A 17,805-nucleotide genomic window follows, 5' to 3' on the forward strand; every position below is an offset into this window, starting at 1 on the left:
ATGATGTTGACCGATTCACGACGGCTGACGGGACCAAGTCTAGTTCTGGATAGTCCGGGCGCGGCAGCGGAAATCAGTCTGCCTGAAGAAAATAAAATCAAAGCGATTGCACTTTGGATCGCGCATGTTCGTGAGCTGCTTGACGCGGTTGGGTGGACGGAAGAGCAGACGGCGACTCGCGAATATAATGGGGGTGCCACGCTCGCCATAACGGCGCCAATGGACGCTCTCTATGCGGCAACTGAGATCGTTGAGGCGGCATGGGAGTATGCTCAAGCTCAGATTGAGGGTCGAAAGACGCCTGATGTCATTGTGGTTGTCGAACGTCTTAAAGATGAGATTTCGAGTGAGCGCCATCCTGCCTTGATTAGGCTCGCGGATGTGGCTGATGCCAAAGGTGTTACCTGTCTGCCAGACGATGACACAGTGACATTGGGGCTCGGCGCGTCGAGCGAAAGCTGGGCGCGTGATGCCACTCCATCACCCGATAAGGTCGACTGGAACAGTGTATCCGACATTCCTGCGGCGTTTGTGACGGGTACAAATGGTAAGTCGACAACCGTTCGCCTCGCTGCGGCAATTGGTGCGGCGGCAGGTCTAACTGTCGGGTTTTCAACCAGTGACTGGGTAAAAGTTGGCGACGAGGAAATCGCGACGGGCGATTATTCGGGGCCGGAAGGGGCACGTCTTGCCTTGAGGGATGGCCGCGTCGAACTTGCTGTGATTGAAACCGCGCGCGGTGGGCTTTTACGCCGAGGGCTTCCGCTGCCGAAAGCGGCGGCTTGCCTGATCACGAATATCGCATCCGATCATTTAGGCGAATATGGCATTCACGATGTCGAAGCTTTGGCAGACGCCAAGTTCACCGTCTCCAAAGCGGTCAAACAGAGCGGCGTTCTCATCTTAAATGCTGACGATGCACGGCTTAAATTTCGGGGTACAGGCTTTACCGGGACCGTTGCGTGGTACGGATTATCGCTAAGCGAACACGATGTTCCAGCGAGCGGTTATGCGGCCTTTATCCTCGACGACAGCTTCGCCTTAGCCAAAGACGGAATGGTGACGTCCATCTTGCCTGTGAAAGATTTCGCTCCTGCTCTCGGCGGCGCAGCAACCTATAATGTGTCCAACGCGCTCGGTGCGATCCTTTTGATGAGCGTCTTGGGCGTTGAAACTGATGCCATCAAAACCGGCCTCTTGAATTTTGAAAGCACCCCCGAAGATAATCCGGGACGGGGCAATTTTATGGAGGTCGGAGGCGTGAAAATCGTCTTGGATTTCGCCCATAATCCGCACGCGCTTTCAGCTCTGACCGAAACACTGAACAACATCCCGGCCAAAAGACGGCTCTACCTTTGCGGTCAGGGCGGGGACCGTAGTGATGCGGACATCCATCACATGGTAAAAGTCATTCGCGACGCTGAACCGGACGCGATTATTATTAAAGAGATACCAAATAAATTGCGGGGGCGAGCGTTAGGCGAAGTCCCCGCGCTCATCCGTCAATATTTGACTGAAATGAATTATTCCGAAGAGCGAGTTTTGGACGCCGCGTCCGAATTCGACTCCGTCGTTACGGCCTTTGATTGGGCCCAGCCCGGAGATATGCTCGTGCTACTTGTCTATGCGGACCGAGATGAAACATTGGCTTTGATCCAGAAACTACAAGCTGAAAACTGGCAGCCAGGACAAGCGGTAAAGGTCTAAGGCTCCGGCTCGAACACCCGAACGACCTTCATCATCTGGCTTGAAATGGCCGCGCGTTTCATGCCGTCGGAATTATACGGCATGATAATGTTTCCGGACCGGTCGATGGCAATGATGCCGCCGTCGCCACCAAATGCTTTGACCTTGTCCAAAGTCGCCCGCGCCGCCGCATTCATATCCGCTCCACCATAGCGCATTTGGGCGGCAATATCGTGGGCCGCACAGGCGCGAATGAAGGGTTCCCCATGTCCGGTGCAGGATATTGCGACCTGATCATCAGCCCATGTCCCAACGCCGATCAGGGGCGTGTCCCCAACGCGGCCGGGCCGTTTATTGAAAATGCCACCCGTTGAGGTCGCCGCTGCCAATTGACCTTTTATGTCGAGCGCTACCGCGCCAACTGTCCCGTGATCGGCGTTCTCGGCTCCGGAGCCGTGGCCCTCATGCTCGGTGTAATAGCCGTCGGGATCGTCAATGCTTTCAAGACCATTTGCGAGGGCAAAATCACGGGCCCCTTGGCTTGTCATCATGACATGTTGTCCGTCATCGAGGATCAGCCGCGCGACCTTGATTGGGCTGACCATGTTTGGAATGGCGGATACAGCCCCGGCTTTCTGGGTGGCTCCGTCCATGATGCTGGCGTCGAGTTCGAACAAGCCGTCCGTGTTTGGTGCGGATCCCTTGCCCGCGACATAGAGGCCTGAGGCTTCCAGTTGCTCAACCACCAGAGTCACTACATTGAGTGCAGTCTCTCCGGCCTTGAGCTGTTCTTCACCGAGGTTGAGCAACTCCTGCATATGACGTTTCTGGACTGTATAGTCCGTTCCGGGCTGAGCGCCCGCGCCGCCATGGATTACAAGTGCGTGTGTCATGAAGGATCCGGAATCGGTTTGAATAGGCGAGAGCAACTATCATAGAATTCGTCAATGTCAGCGGACCTTGATCGAAATGGTGCCAGTCAATCGAGAGTGTGTCCTTCGGTCAGTTTCGTCTGTGGATGACCTGAGGTCTCACACCGTATGAAAGGGCTCGCTTAAGCGTTATCTGCAACCTTATAGCCTCAATTTTCAGATTGCATCGCTGGTCAAGACTGACAGTATGGCGGCAGATGAGATGGGATAAGTCATTCGAAGCCTCCATGGCGATGAACGACGCAACTTGGAAGCGTCATGCTAACCCGTGGAGCGTCTATACGCGCATCCCCGTGCTACCATTGTTGGCATTTGCAATCTGGTCTCGTGTTTGGATCGGAGGGCTCTGTTTGATCCCAATTAGCTTGCTGGCTGTCTGGACATTCATAAACCCTCGTATCTTTCCGGTGCCCATCAGCACCCAAAATTGGGCGTCTAAGGGAACATTTGGGGAAAGGGTCTGGCTCAACCGTAAGATGGTGCCAATACCACGGCACCATGAAATCTGGGCGCTAGGATTAGCGATTGCTAGCGGTGTGGCCTTGATCCCGATGATATGGGGATTATGGGCGCTAGACCCTTGGGCCGCATTTGTAGGGGCAATCTTAGCATCAGCTTTGAAAGTCTGGTTCGTCGATCGAATGGCTTGGCTCTATGAAGATATGAAAGCGAAGAGCCCGGATTATTCTAGCTGGCTTTATTGAAGTACTATCTGGCTTAGTCAGAGAGTGGCTCAAACTAGCCTATCGTCCCGCGTCCAATTAGCATTGCGGCCCTGTCAATCAACAAGCCCCATCGCCTGTTTGGCGACATTGGTGACGGACACATAATCAAGCTTGCCTGTCCCTAGAACTGGTAGGCTGTCTACGGATATGATTTTTTTTGGCACAGCGATTTTCGGCACGCCGTGTGTCTGTGACCAGCGCAATAACTCTTCACGCTTAGGCTTGGGATGGTTGGTGATGAGGATGATTTGCTCACCCTTTTTGGGGTCAGGAACAATCGCAGCGGCGTGCGTGTGATCGGGCCAAACCGCGGACGCACAATTTTCAACGACTGTGAGTGAGACCATCTCACCCCCAATTTTGGCGAACCGTTTTACGCGACCCCGAATGACATAGTAACCCTCGCTATCGACAGAGACGACATCGCCTGTATCGTGCCAACCTTCCACCAAGGGCATGACTTCGCCGGGTTTATCCGGTGAGATATAACCCTTCATAATATTGGGTCCTCGGACCCATAAACGACCAGCATCTTCTAGGCCTTCAACTGGGTCTAGCCGGGTTTCGATTCCGGGCAGCATCTTGCCAATCGTACCGGCGCGAATATCGCCCGGTTGGTTGGCTGCGAGAACAGGCGCGCATTCCGTCACGCCATATCCTTCTAAAACTTCGAAGGCGAAACGGTCCTCAGCCACTTTTCGGGTTTCTTCGCGTACACGTTCTGCGCCGCAAACAGCGATGCGCAAAGAATTCAGGCCGTCGCCCACGCTGGCGCGCATATATTGCTGCAAAAATGTGTCTGTCGCGAACAAGACGGTTGAGCGGGTTTTTGCAATGCGTTCCGCAATGGTTTTTGTCTGTAACGGGGAGGGGTGCAGCACGACCGGATAACCACTGAAAATTGGCCATAAGGTTCCTGCCGTTAGCCCATAACAATGAAATGTGGGCAGGGGGTTGAATAACTTGTCGCCCTCTTCCAGCTTAACATGTTCTTCGATCTGTTCGATGTTGGCTAGGATATTGGCGTGGCTCAGCACGACGCCTTTGGGGTTGCCTTCAGTTCCTGATGTAAACAGGATTATACCCGTCTCATCGGGGGAAGATTTCGGAGAGAATATTTGGGGTATTATGGGGCCAAGGACCGCTTTTAGCTTTCCGCCTAAGCCAATCTCCTCTCGCATATCCTCCAGATAGATAATATCGACAGTCTCTGAGAAGCCCTCAATCAGAGACGATAGATTAGCCAGTTCGATAAATTTCCGAGCCGTTACGACCGTTTTAAGTGGCGCGGTACTTGCTGCAGCTTTCAGGTTTTTGATGCCAGCCGTGAAGTTTAGCATAGCCGGGGTACGGCCTGCGGCATGAATTGACAAAAGCGCGATCACTGCGCCTGCGCCCGTCGGCAGAAGAATGCCAATATTGTCGCGCGGATCAGTGCGCTTTCTGAGGGGTGAGGATAGGGCGAACGCGGCTCTAAGAATCTCGCCGTAACTGAATACGCGTCCGTCTCCATCGGTCACGATTTTCTTTTTGGCGCCTTGAGTTTCGCAAGCATCCAGAAAGGCTTGGAACAGATTGCGTCGAATGCGCTGCTGCCCTTGCTTGGATAGATCCTCAGATTTTAAAACTTGCATCCCCACTAGCGTCCCTCTTTGTTATTTTGTCTATTCGGATGCCTAGCATAGTCGCACAAAACCAATGTGCTTGATCTTTTTTCTTATTCTTAGGTCTCTCAGTGTCAGCAGCTTCGTGTTCGTGATGCTCGATTATCTCTTAGCCTGCGGCATCTCCACGACATCGTGCCATTCTGGGTGCTTTCTGGCGGTTGCCAAAAAGAAAGGGCAGAGTGGGTAAAGCCGCACTCCGTCGGCGCGCGCTTCCTCGACCATTCTGTCGGCCAAGGCTAAGCCTACCCCGGCCCCCCGTAGGCTATCAGCGACAGCGGTGTGGTCCACAATCCGCAAGGCATCTCCTGTACTAGACCAAGTCATTTCGGCTTCACCCTCGCGGCCGATGACCGTAGCGATTAGCTTACCGCCTTTGGTTTCATCCATGCGTGAGATGTTGATTTCCAAATCCGTCATGTTTCGTCCTAAGCGGAATAGATGTGACTGTTTTCACCGTCCTTATTGTGGATCGCGAACTCTGTGAGCGAGGTCAAGATGGAGTTTAGAATTTGCGAGCCAAGGTGAATGCGCCGAACTGTTGCGGACTGGATTGTTCAGCGAACTCCTTGGATCGTTGCACAAGCGTTAGGCTGGCTTGAATTTCCTCATATTGAAGCACGAGCCCAACTTGAATGTCATTGACCCAATCTCGGCTGGTAATTGTTCTAACGTCATCGCGGAACAAGCTTCCATCCCGGATCATATTGTGAGCAACAAAGCGCGTTTGGACTCCTGCGAAAACATACCACCCAAACCCATCCCGTGATTTGAAATAGCCTGCGCCGCCCAATGATGGTGCGACACGGGGCGGGCCGAAATCATCTCCGACTCCGGGACCGACCCTGGCTGTCAGACCGACATGAGCATTCGTGTAGATTGTACCGAGTGTAAAACCCGCATTGGGTGTTAGGTCAGCGCGCCAGTCCTCAAGAAACGACCGACTACGGCGACGTATCTTGCGGTCATAAGAAAAGTTGATTCCGACTTCATCTGCGATTTGATTATCCCAGCCTTGAGCCTCGTCGATCCCCAGAAGCGTGTGGAAATTGTTCTGGGCCGCTTCACCGAGTGCGCTGGGACCGACAATGCCAAATTGTAGGGCAAAAGTGTCGACCACATCAGGGCGTTCAAGCACAGCATTCATTTCTGCGTAAAGCCAGCCAGCATAGGGGTGTTGATTGGGAACGAATTCGGTTGTTTCAATGTCTTCAGGCGTAAAAATTGTCTGGCCTAACGCAAAACCTCGACGTCTTACTGTGCCTTCGCCTCTTCCCAAAATGTCGGCGACAAACGTCGAGAATCCACCGACGGGCGCCTGTCCCGAGAGCCAAGAGATACGCATGCCGTTCGTATAGTTGCGGTCCGTATTGGCGAAGGAATCATTCTCCCAAATAAAAGATACGGTCGCGCGATCATCAAGGCTGCTCTTGGTTTGTTCGAGAGATACGCTGTCAGCACTATCGGCAAACACTATCGAGCTCAGACACACTGCCAAGACTGCACCAAATCCGGTGCGGCGAAAGAACTGACGGGCGAGGGTCACACGATCTCCATGGGGTATGACATCACACAAAATTTAACGTGTCAGTGTATCTCGGCGCAGTGTCATAAGAGTGTGACACCTAGAACGCATTAAGAGGCCGAGAAAATTTTTCCGAAGCGGCATCTTAATGCGTTACATCTCTCGCCCGATGGCTCGTCGTTTTGGTCTCAAAGGATTGGCGAGATTAGTTCTTTTGGATCACGTTTTAGGGCCGCGGTCTTCCCAATCTAGAACACGCTTGGCCGTTATCAACTGACAGCGCAGTTTCTGCGATCGGACTTGACATGTGATACAATATGTAATCATGTAATTACATGAATACATCTGAAGACATGGATTTAGTGTTCCAAGCGCTCGCGCATCGGACACGACGCGACATTCTAGATCTTTTGCGCGCAGAACCCGGACAGGCGGTTGGGCATCTTGCGTCCAACTTTGACGTCAGCCGCATCAACATCATCAACCATCTGCGTGTGCTTGAAACCGCGGGTCTTGTTATCAGTGAGAAAGATGGGCGTTCACGGCGCCTCTACCTCAATCTCATGCCGATCCAGATGGTCTATGACCGCTGGACCGACCGCTATAGCGGCTATTGGTCTGATCGACTGGCCTCGCTCAAATATGGCGCCGAGCAAGCGACCAAACTGAAAGGAACATCATGACTCAACCAACACCAATGGCCGAAAAAGCAATCTATAAAACGTTTATCGCGGCCCCGATTGAAACGGTCTGGGCTGAGCTAGTTAAGACCGATGCGGTGTTGCCCTTTTTCTTCGGGGCCGTCTGCAAGACGCCCGGTGTGTTGAAGGTCGGGGTCCCGATGGCGATGCAAACCCCAAGCGGGAAAAACCGTAGCGTCGTGGGCGTCGTGTTGGAATTCACCCCACCCCACCGGTATTCCCATTCGTTTAAATTTACCAATTATGATGATCCACCTTGCACGGTCACCTATGATCTCAAGGAAGTGGAGGGGGGTGTCGAGTTTTCGCTTATTACCACGAATGTTCCGCGAGATACGAAGACCGAGAAGAGTATGAAGCAAGGCGGCAAGTTCATCGTTGAAACACTTAAATCTGTTGTTGAGACGGGACGGCCCCCTTCAGTGGCACGGATGATGTTAGGGGTTATGGGACTGTTTGAGCCTTTGGCGCCAAAAGCGAGCCGATCAGAAAACTGGCCGTTCGATAAAATCGAAAACCTTTAATTGGCGGGGAGGCTTAGATGACAACGAAACCAAACGATCAACTGGCAACAATGATCGCCAATATTCCTGAGAAAACAGGCAAGTCGCTTCCGGACTGGCTGACACTGATCGCGCAAAGTCCGCATGAGAAGCACGGGCAAATTGTAAAGTTCCTCAAGAGCGAACATGGCGTGACCCACGGGTTCGCCAATCTGATTGCGAGCAAGGCGTTAGACACAGGAGAGAGCGTCGATCTAGTTGCTACACAATATTCAGGTCCAAAAGCGGGCCTCCGTCCTCTGCATAATGAGATTGTCGACTACGCTCAGTCCCTCGGGCCGGATGTCGAAATTTCGCCCAAAAAGTCCAGCGTCAGCTTGCGTCGAAAGAAGCAATTTGCGCTTATTACGCCTGCCACGAAAACGCGTGTTGACCTTGGTTTAGCTTTGAAGGGCGAAGAGGCAGAGGGGCGTCTTGAAACCTACAATGCGATGTGTAGCCATCGGGTCCGATTGGAAACGTCGGCAGATTTTGATGATAATGTTAAAGCGTGGATGAAATCGGCTTACGACCGATCAGGTTAAGGTGAGACGCCCCAAGGTATGATCCTGCTGTTGAGCTATTAAACCTGTCCTTCAGTCAGGGCATTCCAAACACGTTCGGTTTGTTCGTTTGGATTGCCGACGGTCTTATAGATCCGGATCGTTAGGTCCGTCTGATAGTCTTCTGATGCCACGCGAAGGTCCTTCGCGTCGCCATTTTGACTAGGCGTGACAATTGTTTCTGGTAGCCAAGAGAGTCCCAATCCTTCGCTGGTGGCCGTCAACAGGCTCTCTGCCAGCGATGCCCGGTAAACGGGTTGCAATACAGGCGCCAGATTGTTGGCACGATGTATCTCTCGCACCACGCGCGACATGTAAGTGTAGGGAGAATATTCCAGATAGGGGACGCGTTCCTTCGGATCATCTAGGTCAATTTCTCGGAATGATTTGGCGACGTAAGGTCTTACGCTGTGTTTCACAATGTCGAACCATTCGAACAGGTTCGGCTCAATTTCCATTGGCAGAGACGGGTGCGCGTAACAGATGAAAACGTCGCTAGCGCCAGTCTGCAAGCTAGAAAAATACTCTTCAATCGTTCGTGTTTCAGCAACGACTGAAACGGCAAAATGCCCAATTTTGGCTTGAAGCGACCCCACCAGCCGAGGGACATAATTAAGGGCCAGAGTATGCAGGCTCGCGATTGAAAGACTGTCCTTTTCAAGACGGGAAAAGGAGCTGCAGACTCCGCGTCCTTCGTAAGACTGAGACACGATATCTCGCGCATATTTGATGAACTCTTCGCCTGGACTGGTCAGCTGAATTGGATGCTGCGATCGGTCGAGCAATGTGGCGCCGACCCAAGTCTCTAAGGCGCTGATACGCCGACTCATCGCCGACTGTGTGATGTTCCGTTGAGCAGCAGCGCGAGAAAAGTGTCCCATTTCTGCAACACTAATCAAGTCTTCCATCCATTTGAGTTCCATAATGCCTTATATTACAACGTCTTGCATTTTTGTCATCACTATTTTTGATTTATGAACTGGACGAGACGCGCTCGTGCCGGGCCTTAACGACATACTGTCGGTACCGTTAGGTGTCCGCGTGCCAGTCAGGGAAAGACAAAAATGAAAAAATCTACCATATTGAACGGAAGTGCGGTCTTTGCACTTATTGTCGGTTTAGCCGCAGGACCAGCCTACGCGCAGGTCGATAATACGGCAGGTCCAGCCGCAAACTCTGAGGATGAAATTGTTGTGACGGGTTCGCGGATTCGTCGCGATAGCAATGCGAGTTCTGCGGTACCGTTGCAGGTCTTCGACAATCAGGCTTTTGATGAAGTTGGCACAACCGATCTGGCCGAAGCTTTGGTAGAAATTCCAGGTGTTTCAGAAAGTATCTCTCCGCAATCATCAAATAACTTGATCCAGACCTCTGGTCTGTCGACCATTAGCTTGCGTCGTTTGGGTGACGATCGGACACTGGTTCTCATCAATGGCAAACGCGCCGTTTCGAACTCAGGGAACTCTGACCGGGTTAGCCTTTCGACAATTCCGGCGGGTTTGGTTGAACGGACCGAAATCACGACGGGTGGTGCGTCGGCGATTTATGGCTCTGACGCCATTGCAGGTGTTGCGAACTTTCTCATCGAAGATGACTTTGAAGGCGGAGAAGTCGATGCGCGCTTTTCAACGCCCGAAGCGTCAGGCGGTGAGGAATGGCAAGTCGAGGCCAAATACGGCAAGGATTTCGCTGGTGGGCGTGGCTATTTCATGATCGCAGCTGATTATGAAGATCGCAATATGATCCGGGCAGACTCGTCACGCCCGCTCTCGATCGCTGCGATCAGTTTTGATGATCCGTCCTTCTCATCCAATGACAGTTTTGCCGATCAACCGAACCAGCCGGGTTGCCTGCCGCAGCCGGTCAATAACGACTTCCACTGTTTCCTTGGGAACAATAGTTCATCAACGCCGGGTGGCGTCTTTGAAGGCGGTGACGCTTGGTTCGTGGATGGCCAGTGGTTTAATGATCGTTCGCTTCAGCCATCAGACCGTACAGGGAGTTCCGATTTCTTCTCCGATGTGGATGGATTTAATTTCCGCGAAGGCCGGACACTGATTGGTTCGCGGGAAATCGTCAATCTTGGTGGCTACGCAGAATATGAATTTACGGACGCTGTCAAAGGATCGCTCCTCGCGCTTTATAACCAAGTTGATAGTGTCACAGCTGGCGGGTTCGAAACTCTGAATAATTCAGACTCGTTCGGTGATGGGCAGACGCTTGGAAACATCGCTAGCGACCATCCTTTCATTCCGCCTGAGGTCGAAGAAACTCGATCCGGTAGTGTGTCTTTCGCACGGCGTCTTGTTGAGCTTGGCGAGCAACAGCGGATCAATGATCGTGAGACGATCCGCCTGATGGGTGATCTGACAGGTCAGTTCGCCAGCGGACATGACTGGGAAATCTATGGTACCTACGGCCACTTCTCGCAGGATCAGCAAAATCCGAACGAGTATAATATTCAAAAAGCGCAGTTCGCGCTCGACATTGAATCAGACGGCAATGGAGGCTTCCAGTGTGCTGACGCAGCGGCCCGCGCGGGTGGGTGTGTCCCATTAAACCCGTTTGGCGAAGGCTCAATCACGGCTGCCGCCGCCGATTACATCCGATATAATGGCTTTGGGTCACAAACCCGAGACCAATACTCCGCAGGCGGTTACGTTACGGGCGATCTAGTTGATTTCCGCGGGCGCCAGATTCAAGGTGTTGTCGGTGTCGAATATCGTCGTGAAGAACAATCCACCTTTGGTGATCCAGACGGCGATCTCGTTGGCGGGATCGACGGTGATCCGACTACGGCTGATGTGGATGTCACAACACTTGCGACCTTCCCAGATCTTCAGGCTAGTTTCGACGTGTTCGAAGGCTTCGTAGAACTTGATATTCCGCTGACGGACACACTGACCTTACAGACCGCTGCTCGGATCGGTGATTATACAACGGTCGGGACGATCACGAGTTACAATGTGGGCGGCGTCTGGCGACCAGATCCGCAATTTGGTCTACGCGCGCAGTATTCACGCTCTCAGCGGGCCCCAAACCTGACAGAGTTTTTCTCGCTGCCGCGGCCTGACTCCGATGGTCTGGACGACCCCTGCGAGGGTCTGCTGCCAAATGGTACAGGTATTGATCAGCCAACGGGCACGGGCGGCGAAAATGCTGACATTGCCGTTGTCACGGCCAACTGCCTCTCCGAAGCCGGTATTCAGGCCTATTTTGCTGATCCCGATAATATCGTGAACGGCGTTGTCGAAGCCTTCGACGCGCCGGGCGCTGTTCAGGGTCCGAATGCGGGTAACCCCAACTTGCAGGAAGAGACAGCGGACACGTTCACAGTCGGCGCGATCTTTCAGCCGAATGCCATTGAAGGTTTGACATTGATTGTCGACTATTACCGGATCGATATTGATGACGCGATCACCTCAGTGAGCACGCAGGATACGGTTGATCTCTGCTATTCATCGACGGACTTCCCGAACAATAAGTTCTGCGATGTCATCACCCGGAACCCTGTCGATGGAGCGGTCACAGAGGTGATCAACTTCCAAGAAAACCTCAACAACGAACTCGTCGAAGGGATTGATGCCTCACTCGATTACAACTTCGAGATCGAACAGTTGCCGGGCCGTTGGGATCTTGATTTGCGCTATTCGCATTACTTCAAAGACCAAGTTACTTTCTCTGCAATTGGCGGCGTCGACCTGACGACAACGAGTCTTGGCGAGATTGGTACAGCCCAAAATGAGTTCCGGGCTTCATTTGGGTGGCGCAATGATGGTCTTCGCCTACGCTACACGATGATCTTTGAAGAGGGTGGGATCGACGATTTGGTCAACGATCCAACGCAATTGGATGAGCGCTTCTTCCAGACCGGGAATGAAACCTTCCACCGTGTCTACGCCAGCTACACCTTTGGCGGGGACGATCAGTACAGGATCTATGGCGGCGTGAACAATATGTTCGACAATTACGGCGCTTTCCTGCCGAGTGGCTTGGATAGCGGTTCGTCCCGCAATATCGTTTCGGATCTTGCTGACCCCGTCGGACGTGAATTCTACGTCGGTGCCCGCGTCCAGTTCTAACTTGGATGCCAGCTTAGACGTCCAGACGGCCGCTTCGGCACCGTCTGGACATCACCATTTCTAAGTCAGGTCTGTAGCCTGCTAGTCAGATTGATGACTTATTTTTGGGGGCGATGTTTGTCGCCACTAACTTTATTTTGAGACAGTCCCGGCGTGTGATTTTGTGACCTCTACTCGCAAGATCTATGACGTCACATTATAGACCAGCTGTTTACTGCGTGGTCTAAAACTGCCGCCAAAATCATCTCAGAACAAAAATAACGTGATTTGCCTGTGACCGGCGTCTGGCTAACAGTCTTAATGGCTGGCGGAGACCGTCAGCCACGGGGAAGGGCGCGCGTTTGTATCAGCACATGGCAAAAGACGTATGCGTCCCATCTATTTGTGGTGGGAGCGGCAGGGGTGAGACTAACTTCGCTCGAAAACACGCCGTCATCGCCCTCTTTCCCGAGGAACATCTGATTTAGGAATATAGTATGACTCCAGTGAAGGTCGCAAATTGGGCGGCACTTGAAGATCGTAAGCCTGCGGGTGCCATTGTAGCCAATGTCGACTTGGTCATCGTTCGCTACGATGACAAAGTCTCTGTTCTCTACGGACGTTGCCTACATCGCGGTGCCTTGCTGGAAGATGGTCACGTCGACGGCGACAATCTGATTTGCGGTGTTCACAACTGGGATTTCCGGATCGATACGGGTGTTAGCGAATACGATAATGGCGAGGCTCTGAACAAGTTTACGTCTTGGACGGAGGACGGAGATGTCTTCGTGGATGAGGACGAAGTTCGCGAGTGGGAACTTGGCAATCCGCAACCCTTTGATCGTGATACGTATCTCGGGCGTTTTTCCGACCCATCACACGGTGTATCGGAAGAACCGCATACGGCGATGATCCAATCTTATGCTCGCGACGGCTTGTCCAAGACCGGTCATCACGGAACAACGGATGCTATGGGTGTTCCACTCGGCGAGCTTCCCAAATGGGACGATATTCAGTTCGTCACAGCTCAACTTCACAGACCGCCACTTTTGGATGATGCCGATGTGTCGACCAAGACTGTGATCGGGCCGAACGCAAAAAAGCCGTTGGTTTTAGACATCCCTTTATTCGTGTCAGACATGAGTTTCGGGGCCCTGTCCGCCTCAGCCAAGGTCGCCTTGGCGATGGGCGCGGATATGGCGGGGACTGGGATTTGTTCGGGTGAGGGCGGGATGCTTCCTGAAGAACAAGAAGCCAATCAGCGTTATTTCTACGAACTCGCTTCTGCAAAGTTTGGCTTTTCCATGGACAAGCTCCTCAAAGTTCAGGCGTTTCACTTCAAAGGTGGGCAAGGCGCCAAGACCGGAACAGGCGGGCATCTTCCGGGCGAGAAAGTCAAAGGTAAGATTGCAGAGGTTCGCGGCCTGAAAGAGGGAGAGCCTGCGATCTCCCCGGCTCGGTTTCCGGAATGGACGAAACCCTCACAGATCCGAGAATTTGCGGAAGAAGTCCGCGCTCACACGGGTGGGATTCCGATCGGTTATAAACTTTCTGCCCAGCATATCGAAAAGGATATCGACGCCGCGTTGGAAGTGGGCGTCGACTATATCATCCTCGATGGACGCGGCGGCGGCACGGGGGCGGCACCGCTGATCTTCCGCGACAATATTTCGGTGCCGACCATTCCGGCTCTGGCGCGGGCTCGGAAACATCTCGATGATCGGGGCCGGGGTGATATCACATTGGTCATCACAGGCGGGCTGAGAACGCCCGGTGATTTCGCTAAAGCTCTCGCGCTTGGCGCCGATGCCGTGGCTGTTTCCAATGCTGCGCTGCAAGCGATTGGCTGTTTGGGTATGCGGGCATGTCATACGAATAATTGCCCCGTCGGTATCGCAACGCAGAAAGAACATCTGGTCGCGCGCCTGATTGCTGAGACATCCGCCAAACAGTTGGCGCGGTATTTCGAGACGTCAGTCGAGCTGATGAAAATCCTAGCGCGCGCCTGTGGCCATGACGATCTGTCTCAGTTCAACGCTGACGATTTGATCACTTGGAAAGGTGATATGGCGGACCTGTCGGGCGTCCGCTTTGGCGGTGTGGGCCGCGGCTCGTGCTGACGGTCGCGAATTGGATCGCTTACGGTCTCGGCGTTTACGGGCTGATCGGTCTAATCTTTGCCCTCTGGTTTGTGATCCTTGGCGTCCGCGAAGCGCCGATTGAGGGTAAGGCGGTTATTCTAAGACTGATGCTCATGCCGGGGGCCTTGCTGCTCTGGCCTTTGCTTATCCTCGGACGAAAATCATGAAGCGTGCACACCGTAAGGCTCACACGTTGATTTGGATGGGCCTGCCCATTGTGCTGGCCGCCATTCTCATCGTCGCGGTCCAAATTCACGGGACAGGATTATGAGTCACGCCTTTGTCTCGGTACAATGGAATGGCCAGAAGAAGGCTTATGACCTAATATTGCTGGCCGCGATTGCCGTCTATCTTGGAACATTCACCGCGGTTGGCATCGCGCAACAGGCTGCTGATCCAGTTGTCTTAATCATGCGGGCTTTGGGCACCTGTGCGATCGTTCTTCTGCATATCATCTTGGCAATCGGCCCGTTGGCGCGCCTGTCAGATCGGATCAAGCCGCTGCTCTATAACCGCCGACATTTCGGCGTGGTGACGGCTCTGATCTCGCTGGCTCACGCGGCTCTGGCCTTGATGTGGTATCACGGGTCGGGGCCGATTAACCCGATATCGTCTGCGATTGGCGGTTACGGTGATTATGTTGTGCCGATTGAGTTTCCGTTTGAAAGCCTTGGCCTCGCCGCACTGCTTATCCTTGGCGTAATGGCCGCAACTAGCCATGATTTCTGGCTGTCGCGCCTGTCTCCGCCCGTCTGGAAAGCGCTACATATGGGCGTCTATGCGGCCTATGCGCTCCTCATCGGCCATGTCGCGCTTGGAACCGCGCAATTTGACAAATCGGGCGGACTTCTGATTGCGCTGACATTAGGCGCGGTGAGCCTAACTGCGCTCCACATTGGTGCCATCCTGAAAGGCCGGAAAGCCGATCTTGCGTCTGAACTGTCTGGTGAGTGGATGTCCGCAGGACGTCCAGACGAAATCCCTCTCAACCGGGCCATTACGCTGACTCCAAAATCGGGCGAACGGATTGCGGTTTTTCGATATGAAAAAGGTATCTCAGCAATCGTCGGCGTCTGTTCGCATCAGAATGGTCCGTTGGGCGAAGGCTGTATTCTTGGCGGCTTAGTGACCTGTCCTTGGCATGGCTTTCAATTCGACCCTGAAACGGGTGCGGCCCCGCCGCCGTTCGAAGACCGTGTGCAAACCCACGAAGTGAAGCTCGAAGACGGGACCATTTGGGTTCGCTCGACCCCCGATCCGTTGGGGACAACACGACCCGCAGTTCCGGTGGCGACATGACAGACAATAACGACTTCTACGCCGGCTACAGCCCTTTGCCCGATCAAGACCGACGTTTCCTGTTCAAAGCCGTGCCTGCCGGACTTATCGGTCTAGCCGCGGCCGGAGCGGTTCTTGGCAGTCGCGCACGTTCATCTGGCGGTGGTCGCTGGGAAACCGGGACACCGGTAACGCTGACGGGACGGTTGAGTTTTGATCCTTACCCGACCTTATGGATCGGTGACGAAGCCATTGTCTTGGCAGGCTTCGGCAAGCACGGTTCGGATCGCTATACACGTCCGTTAGACGGGCAAGTGGTTCGGGCGACAGGCGTTCGTATTGTACGCGGTAATTGCTTCATGCTGGGCGTCGCTGAGGGCGACATAGCGGCGATAGATGCTGACCTGCCTGCGGCTCCAGTTCCTCAGCCGTCCGAAACTGTCTCGATGATCGGTGAAATTCTCGATGCGCAATGTTTTATGGGGATCATGAACCCGGGCTATGGCCGGACTCACCGAGGCTGCGCCACGCTATGTATTCGGGGCGGGCAGCCTGTCTATTTTTCGCCTGGTATTCGTCCATCTAAAGATGCGGCTGGCGGGCTGAGTTGTGGCGGTAACGGCTTTGTTCTTGCAGCGCCGGATGGTGGTGCGATCAACCAACTTATATTGGATCATATCGCTGTGCCGGTTTCTATGACGGCTAAGCTCGACCGTATGGGTAATATGTCTCGGCTGACACTGGTTGAAGATAGCCTGCAGAGGCTCGCATGACCTTGAACCTGTTTCTGATCTTTGGGTCAGCCTTCTTTATTTTTGCGCTGGTGTCGAAGCGGATTCAGGGCAGTATTCTGACTTTGCCGATGCTGTTCACGCTCGGTGGGTTTCTGCTGAGCCGAGTCCTTATGGAACAGGGCGGGCTGACCTATGATGAGGGTGGGCTGCACACGCTGGCAGAACTCACACTTATTCTGGTGTTGGCCGCAGACGCATCGCAGATTTCATTGTCCGAACTGAAGATGATGAAGGCGATACCCGGACGTCTTCTTGGTATTGCTTTGCCTCTAATCATTCTAACCGGCACAATTGTCGGAATTTTACTTTTCCCAACCATGCCTTGGTTCATGGCGGCTTTAGTCGCGGCCATTCTGGCCCCCACAGATGCGGCTCTGGGTAGTGCTGTTTTGGCGGATAAGTCAGTCCCACTTCAAGTTCGGCAGGGGCTGAATGTTGAAAGCGGACTGAATGACGGGATCGCGCTTCCAGCCGTTCTATTTTTCGCTTGTTTCCTGAATATGACCCACCAGACGGGCGAAGAAAACTGGCTGATCTTTCTGGCGCTCCAGTTGATTATTGGGCCTCTGGCGGGCGTGATCGTTGGATGGATCGGCGGAAAGTTGATTGCGAAGGCGGCTGACAAGCAATGGATTACACCGGAGTTTCAAGGCGTGGCCGCAATGGCGCTCGCTGTCATCGCCTATGCCGTTGCTGAGACGTTCCACGGAAACGGATTCATCGCCGCATTCATTGCGGGTCTGACGTATGGAAACCTCAAAGCGAATTACGCGAAGTTCTTGAACGAGTTCACCGAGACTGAAAGCCAGTTTCTTGCTCAGATGACATTTTTCTTGTTCGGGGCATTGATCCTGCCGGAAGCCCTGCATCATGTGACGATCCAGATGGTTGTCTATGCCGGTTTGAGCCTAACCCTAGTACGAATGCTGCCGGTCGCAATAGCCATGATCGGGAGTAAAATTGGGCTGCCAAAAATTGCGTTCATGGGGTGGTTTGGGCCACGCGGATTGGCGTCACTTCTATTCGCGCTCCTGATCCTCGAAGATCTTGGTGTGAAAGATGCCGAATTCATTCAGGCGATTGTAGCGGTCACCGTACTTATGAGCATCGTTTTACACGGCATGACCGCTGCGCCGTTTAGCAAAGCTTTAGGTGGAAAAAGTGCGGCGGAAACGGAAGCCAAGAGTGGCTAA

The 17,805-nt window shown here is 53.3% G+C and carries 16 protein-coding genes; 11 read left to right on the forward strand and 5 right to left on the reverse strand.

The features are described 5' to 3' along the window. Complete coding sequence (locus QQL54_RS15215; protein ID WP_284392387.1) at positions 1 to 1,707, forward strand: Mur ligase family protein; 1,707 nt, start codon at positions 1 to 3, stop codon at positions 1,705 to 1,707. On the opposite strand, the gene QQL54_RS15220 is transcribed toward QQL54_RS15215, so the two are convergent. Next, positions 1,704 to 2,579 (reverse strand): isoaspartyl peptidase/L-asparaginase family protein, encoded by an 876-nt coding sequence (locus QQL54_RS15220; protein WP_284392389.1) that lies wholly within the window; start codon positions 2,577 to 2,579, stop codon positions 1,704 to 1,706. The genes QQL54_RS15215 and QQL54_RS15220 overlap by 4 nt on opposite strands. A 236-nt stretch (positions 2,580 to 2,815) precedes the next feature. On the opposite strand from QQL54_RS15220, the gene QQL54_RS15225 reads away from it, so the two are divergent. Continuing rightward, positions 2,816 to 3,322 (forward strand): DUF6653 family protein, encoded by a 507-nt coding sequence (locus QQL54_RS15225; RefSeq protein WP_284392392.1) that lies wholly within the window; start codon positions 2,816 to 2,818, stop codon positions 3,320 to 3,322. 74 nt (positions 3,323 to 3,396) lie between these two features. Here QQL54_RS15225 and QQL54_RS15230 read toward each other — a convergent pair whose 3' ends face one another. From QQL54_RS15230 to QQL54_RS15240, 3 genes are all read right to left on the reverse strand, one after another. Beyond that, entirely contained in the window at positions 3,397 to 4,977 is a 1,581-nt protein-coding gene (locus QQL54_RS15230) for an AMP-binding protein (RefSeq protein ID WP_284392395.1), read from the reverse strand. A gap of 132 nt (positions 4,978 to 5,109) precedes the next feature. Then, positions 5,110 to 5,427 (reverse strand): GNAT family N-acetyltransferase, encoded by a 318-nt coding sequence (locus QQL54_RS15235; protein WP_284392398.1) that lies wholly within the window; start codon positions 5,425 to 5,427, stop codon positions 5,110 to 5,112. Positions 5,428 to 5,512: 85 nt separating this feature from the next. Further along, positions 5,513 to 6,553, reverse strand: a complete 1,041-nt coding sequence (locus tag QQL54_RS15240) for a lipid A deacylase LpxR family protein (protein ID WP_284392401.1) — start codon at positions 6,551 to 6,553, stop codon at positions 5,513 to 5,515. A 314-nt stretch (positions 6,554 to 6,867) separates the two neighbouring features. Here QQL54_RS15240 and QQL54_RS15245 point away from each other — a divergent pair, with 314 nt between their 5' ends. From QQL54_RS15245 to QQL54_RS15255, 3 genes are read left to right on the forward strand one after another with little or no spacing between them, the layout of a single operon-like run. Further along, positions 6,868 to 7,215: an ArsR/SmtB family transcription factor gene (locus tag QQL54_RS15245; protein ID WP_284392404.1), complete on the forward strand. Its 348-nt coding sequence runs from the start codon at positions 6,868 to 6,870 to the stop codon at positions 7,213 to 7,215. Next, positions 7,212 to 7,757: an SRPBCC domain-containing protein gene (locus tag QQL54_RS15250; protein ID WP_284392407.1), complete on the forward strand. Its 546-nt coding sequence runs from the start codon at positions 7,212 to 7,214 to the stop codon at positions 7,755 to 7,757. Before QQL54_RS15245 ends, QQL54_RS15250 begins: the two co-directional genes overlap by 4 nt. 17 nt (positions 7,758 to 7,774) lie before the next feature. Further along, on the forward strand, positions 7,775 to 8,320 hold the full coding sequence (locus QQL54_RS15255) for a DUF4287 domain-containing protein (protein WP_284392409.1): 546 nt from the start codon (positions 7,775 to 7,777) through the stop codon (positions 8,318 to 8,320). Between the two features lie 38 nt (positions 8,321 to 8,358). On the opposite strand, the gene QQL54_RS15260 is transcribed toward QQL54_RS15255, so the two are convergent. Next, a complete protein-coding gene (locus QQL54_RS15260; RefSeq protein WP_284392411.1) occupies positions 8,359 to 9,261 on the reverse strand; it encodes a LysR family transcriptional regulator in 903 nt (300 codons plus the stop codon). Between the two features lie 141 nt (positions 9,262 to 9,402). Between QQL54_RS15260 and QQL54_RS15265 the strand changes: the two genes are divergently transcribed. The 6 genes from QQL54_RS15265 to QQL54_RS15290 all read left to right on the forward strand — a co-directional run bounded on the left by QQL54_RS15265 (position 9,403) and on the right by QQL54_RS15290 (position 17,805). After that, positions 9,403 to 12,420, forward strand: coding sequence for a TonB-dependent receptor domain-containing protein (locus tag QQL54_RS15265; protein ID WP_284392413.1), 3,018 nt, complete (start codon positions 9,403 to 9,405; stop codon positions 12,418 to 12,420). Positions 12,421 to 12,896: 476 nt separating this feature from the next. Next, complete coding sequence (locus QQL54_RS15270) at positions 12,897 to 14,519, forward strand: glutamate synthase-related protein (RefSeq protein ID WP_284392415.1); 1,623 nt, start codon at positions 12,897 to 12,899, stop codon at positions 14,517 to 14,519. Beyond that, complete coding sequence (locus tag QQL54_RS15275) at positions 14,513 to 14,707, forward strand: hypothetical protein (protein WP_284392419.1); 195 nt, start codon at positions 14,513 to 14,515, stop codon at positions 14,705 to 14,707. The genes QQL54_RS15270 and QQL54_RS15275 overlap by 7 nt, the downstream gene beginning before the upstream one ends. A gap of 100 nt (positions 14,708 to 14,807) precedes the next feature. Further along, positions 14,808 to 15,839 carry a Rieske 2Fe-2S domain-containing protein gene (locus QQL54_RS15280; RefSeq protein ID WP_284392423.1) on the forward strand — a complete coding sequence of 344 codons (1,032 nt, stop codon included), beginning with the start codon at positions 14,808 to 14,810 and terminating at the stop codon, positions 15,837 to 15,839. Next, positions 15,836 to 16,591, forward strand: a complete 756-nt coding sequence (locus QQL54_RS15285; protein WP_284392426.1) for a hypothetical protein — start codon at positions 15,836 to 15,838, stop codon at positions 16,589 to 16,591. The genes QQL54_RS15280 and QQL54_RS15285 overlap by 4 nt, the downstream gene beginning before the upstream one ends. Then, the gene (locus tag QQL54_RS15290; RefSeq protein ID WP_284392428.1) at positions 16,588 to 17,805 is read left to right on the forward strand and encodes a cation:proton antiporter; all 1,218 of its coding nucleotides are present in this window, start codon (positions 16,588 to 16,590) and stop codon (positions 17,803 to 17,805) included. Before QQL54_RS15285 ends, QQL54_RS15290 begins: the two co-directional genes overlap by 4 nt.

Origin of the sequence: Algimonas ampicilliniresistens, assembly GCF_030159955.1 — a bacterium.
In the GTDB taxonomy this organism is placed as follows: Bacteria; Pseudomonadota; Alphaproteobacteria; order Caulobacterales; family Maricaulaceae; genus Litorimonas; species Litorimonas ampicilliniresistens.

What these genes read in the sequence shown, in the direction of transcription:
- QQL54_RS15215 (WP_284392387.1), top strand. Translation starts at nt 1, where the DNA reads ATGATGTTGACCGATTCACGACGGCTGACGGGACCAAGTCTAGTTCTG.
- QQL54_RS15220 (WP_284392389.1), bottom strand. Translation starts at nt 2,579, where the DNA reads ATGACACACGCACTTGTAATCCATGGCGGCGCGGGCGCTCAGCCCGGA.
- QQL54_RS15225 (WP_284392392.1), top strand. Translation starts at nt 2,816, where the DNA reads ATGAGATGGGATAAGTCATTCGAAGCCTCCATGGCGATGAACGACGCA.
- QQL54_RS15230 (WP_284392395.1), bottom strand. Translation starts at nt 4,977, where the DNA reads ATGCAAGTTTTAAAATCTGAGGATCTATCCAAGCAAGGGCAGCAGCGC.
- QQL54_RS15235 (WP_284392398.1), bottom strand. Translation starts at nt 5,427, where the DNA reads ATGACGGATTTGGAAATCAACATCTCACGCATGGATGAAACCAAAGGC.
- QQL54_RS15245 (WP_284392404.1), top strand. Translation starts at nt 6,868, where the DNA reads ATGAATACATCTGAAGACATGGATTTAGTGTTCCAAGCGCTCGCGCAT.
- QQL54_RS15250 (WP_284392407.1), top strand. Translation starts at nt 7,212, where the DNA reads ATGACTCAACCAACACCAATGGCCGAAAAAGCAATCTATAAAACGTTT.
- QQL54_RS15255 (WP_284392409.1), top strand. Translation starts at nt 7,775, where the DNA reads ATGACAACGAAACCAAACGATCAACTGGCAACAATGATCGCCAATATT.
- QQL54_RS15260 (WP_284392411.1), bottom strand. Translation starts at nt 9,261, where the DNA reads ATGGAACTCAAATGGATGGAAGACTTGATTAGTGTTGCAGAAATGGGA.
- QQL54_RS15265 (WP_284392413.1), top strand. Translation starts at nt 9,403, where the DNA reads ATGAAAAAATCTACCATATTGAACGGAAGTGCGGTCTTTGCACTTATT.
- QQL54_RS15270 (WP_284392415.1), top strand. Translation starts at nt 12,897, where the DNA reads ATGACTCCAGTGAAGGTCGCAAATTGGGCGGCACTTGAAGATCGTAAG.
- QQL54_RS15280 (WP_284392423.1), top strand. Translation starts at nt 14,808, where the DNA reads ATGAGTCACGCCTTTGTCTCGGTACAATGGAATGGCCAGAAGAAGGCT.
- QQL54_RS15285 (WP_284392426.1), top strand. Translation starts at nt 15,836, where the DNA reads ATGACAGACAATAACGACTTCTACGCCGGCTACAGCCCTTTGCCCGAT.
- QQL54_RS15290 (WP_284392428.1), top strand. Translation starts at nt 16,588, where the DNA reads ATGACCTTGAACCTGTTTCTGATCTTTGGGTCAGCCTTCTTTATTTTT.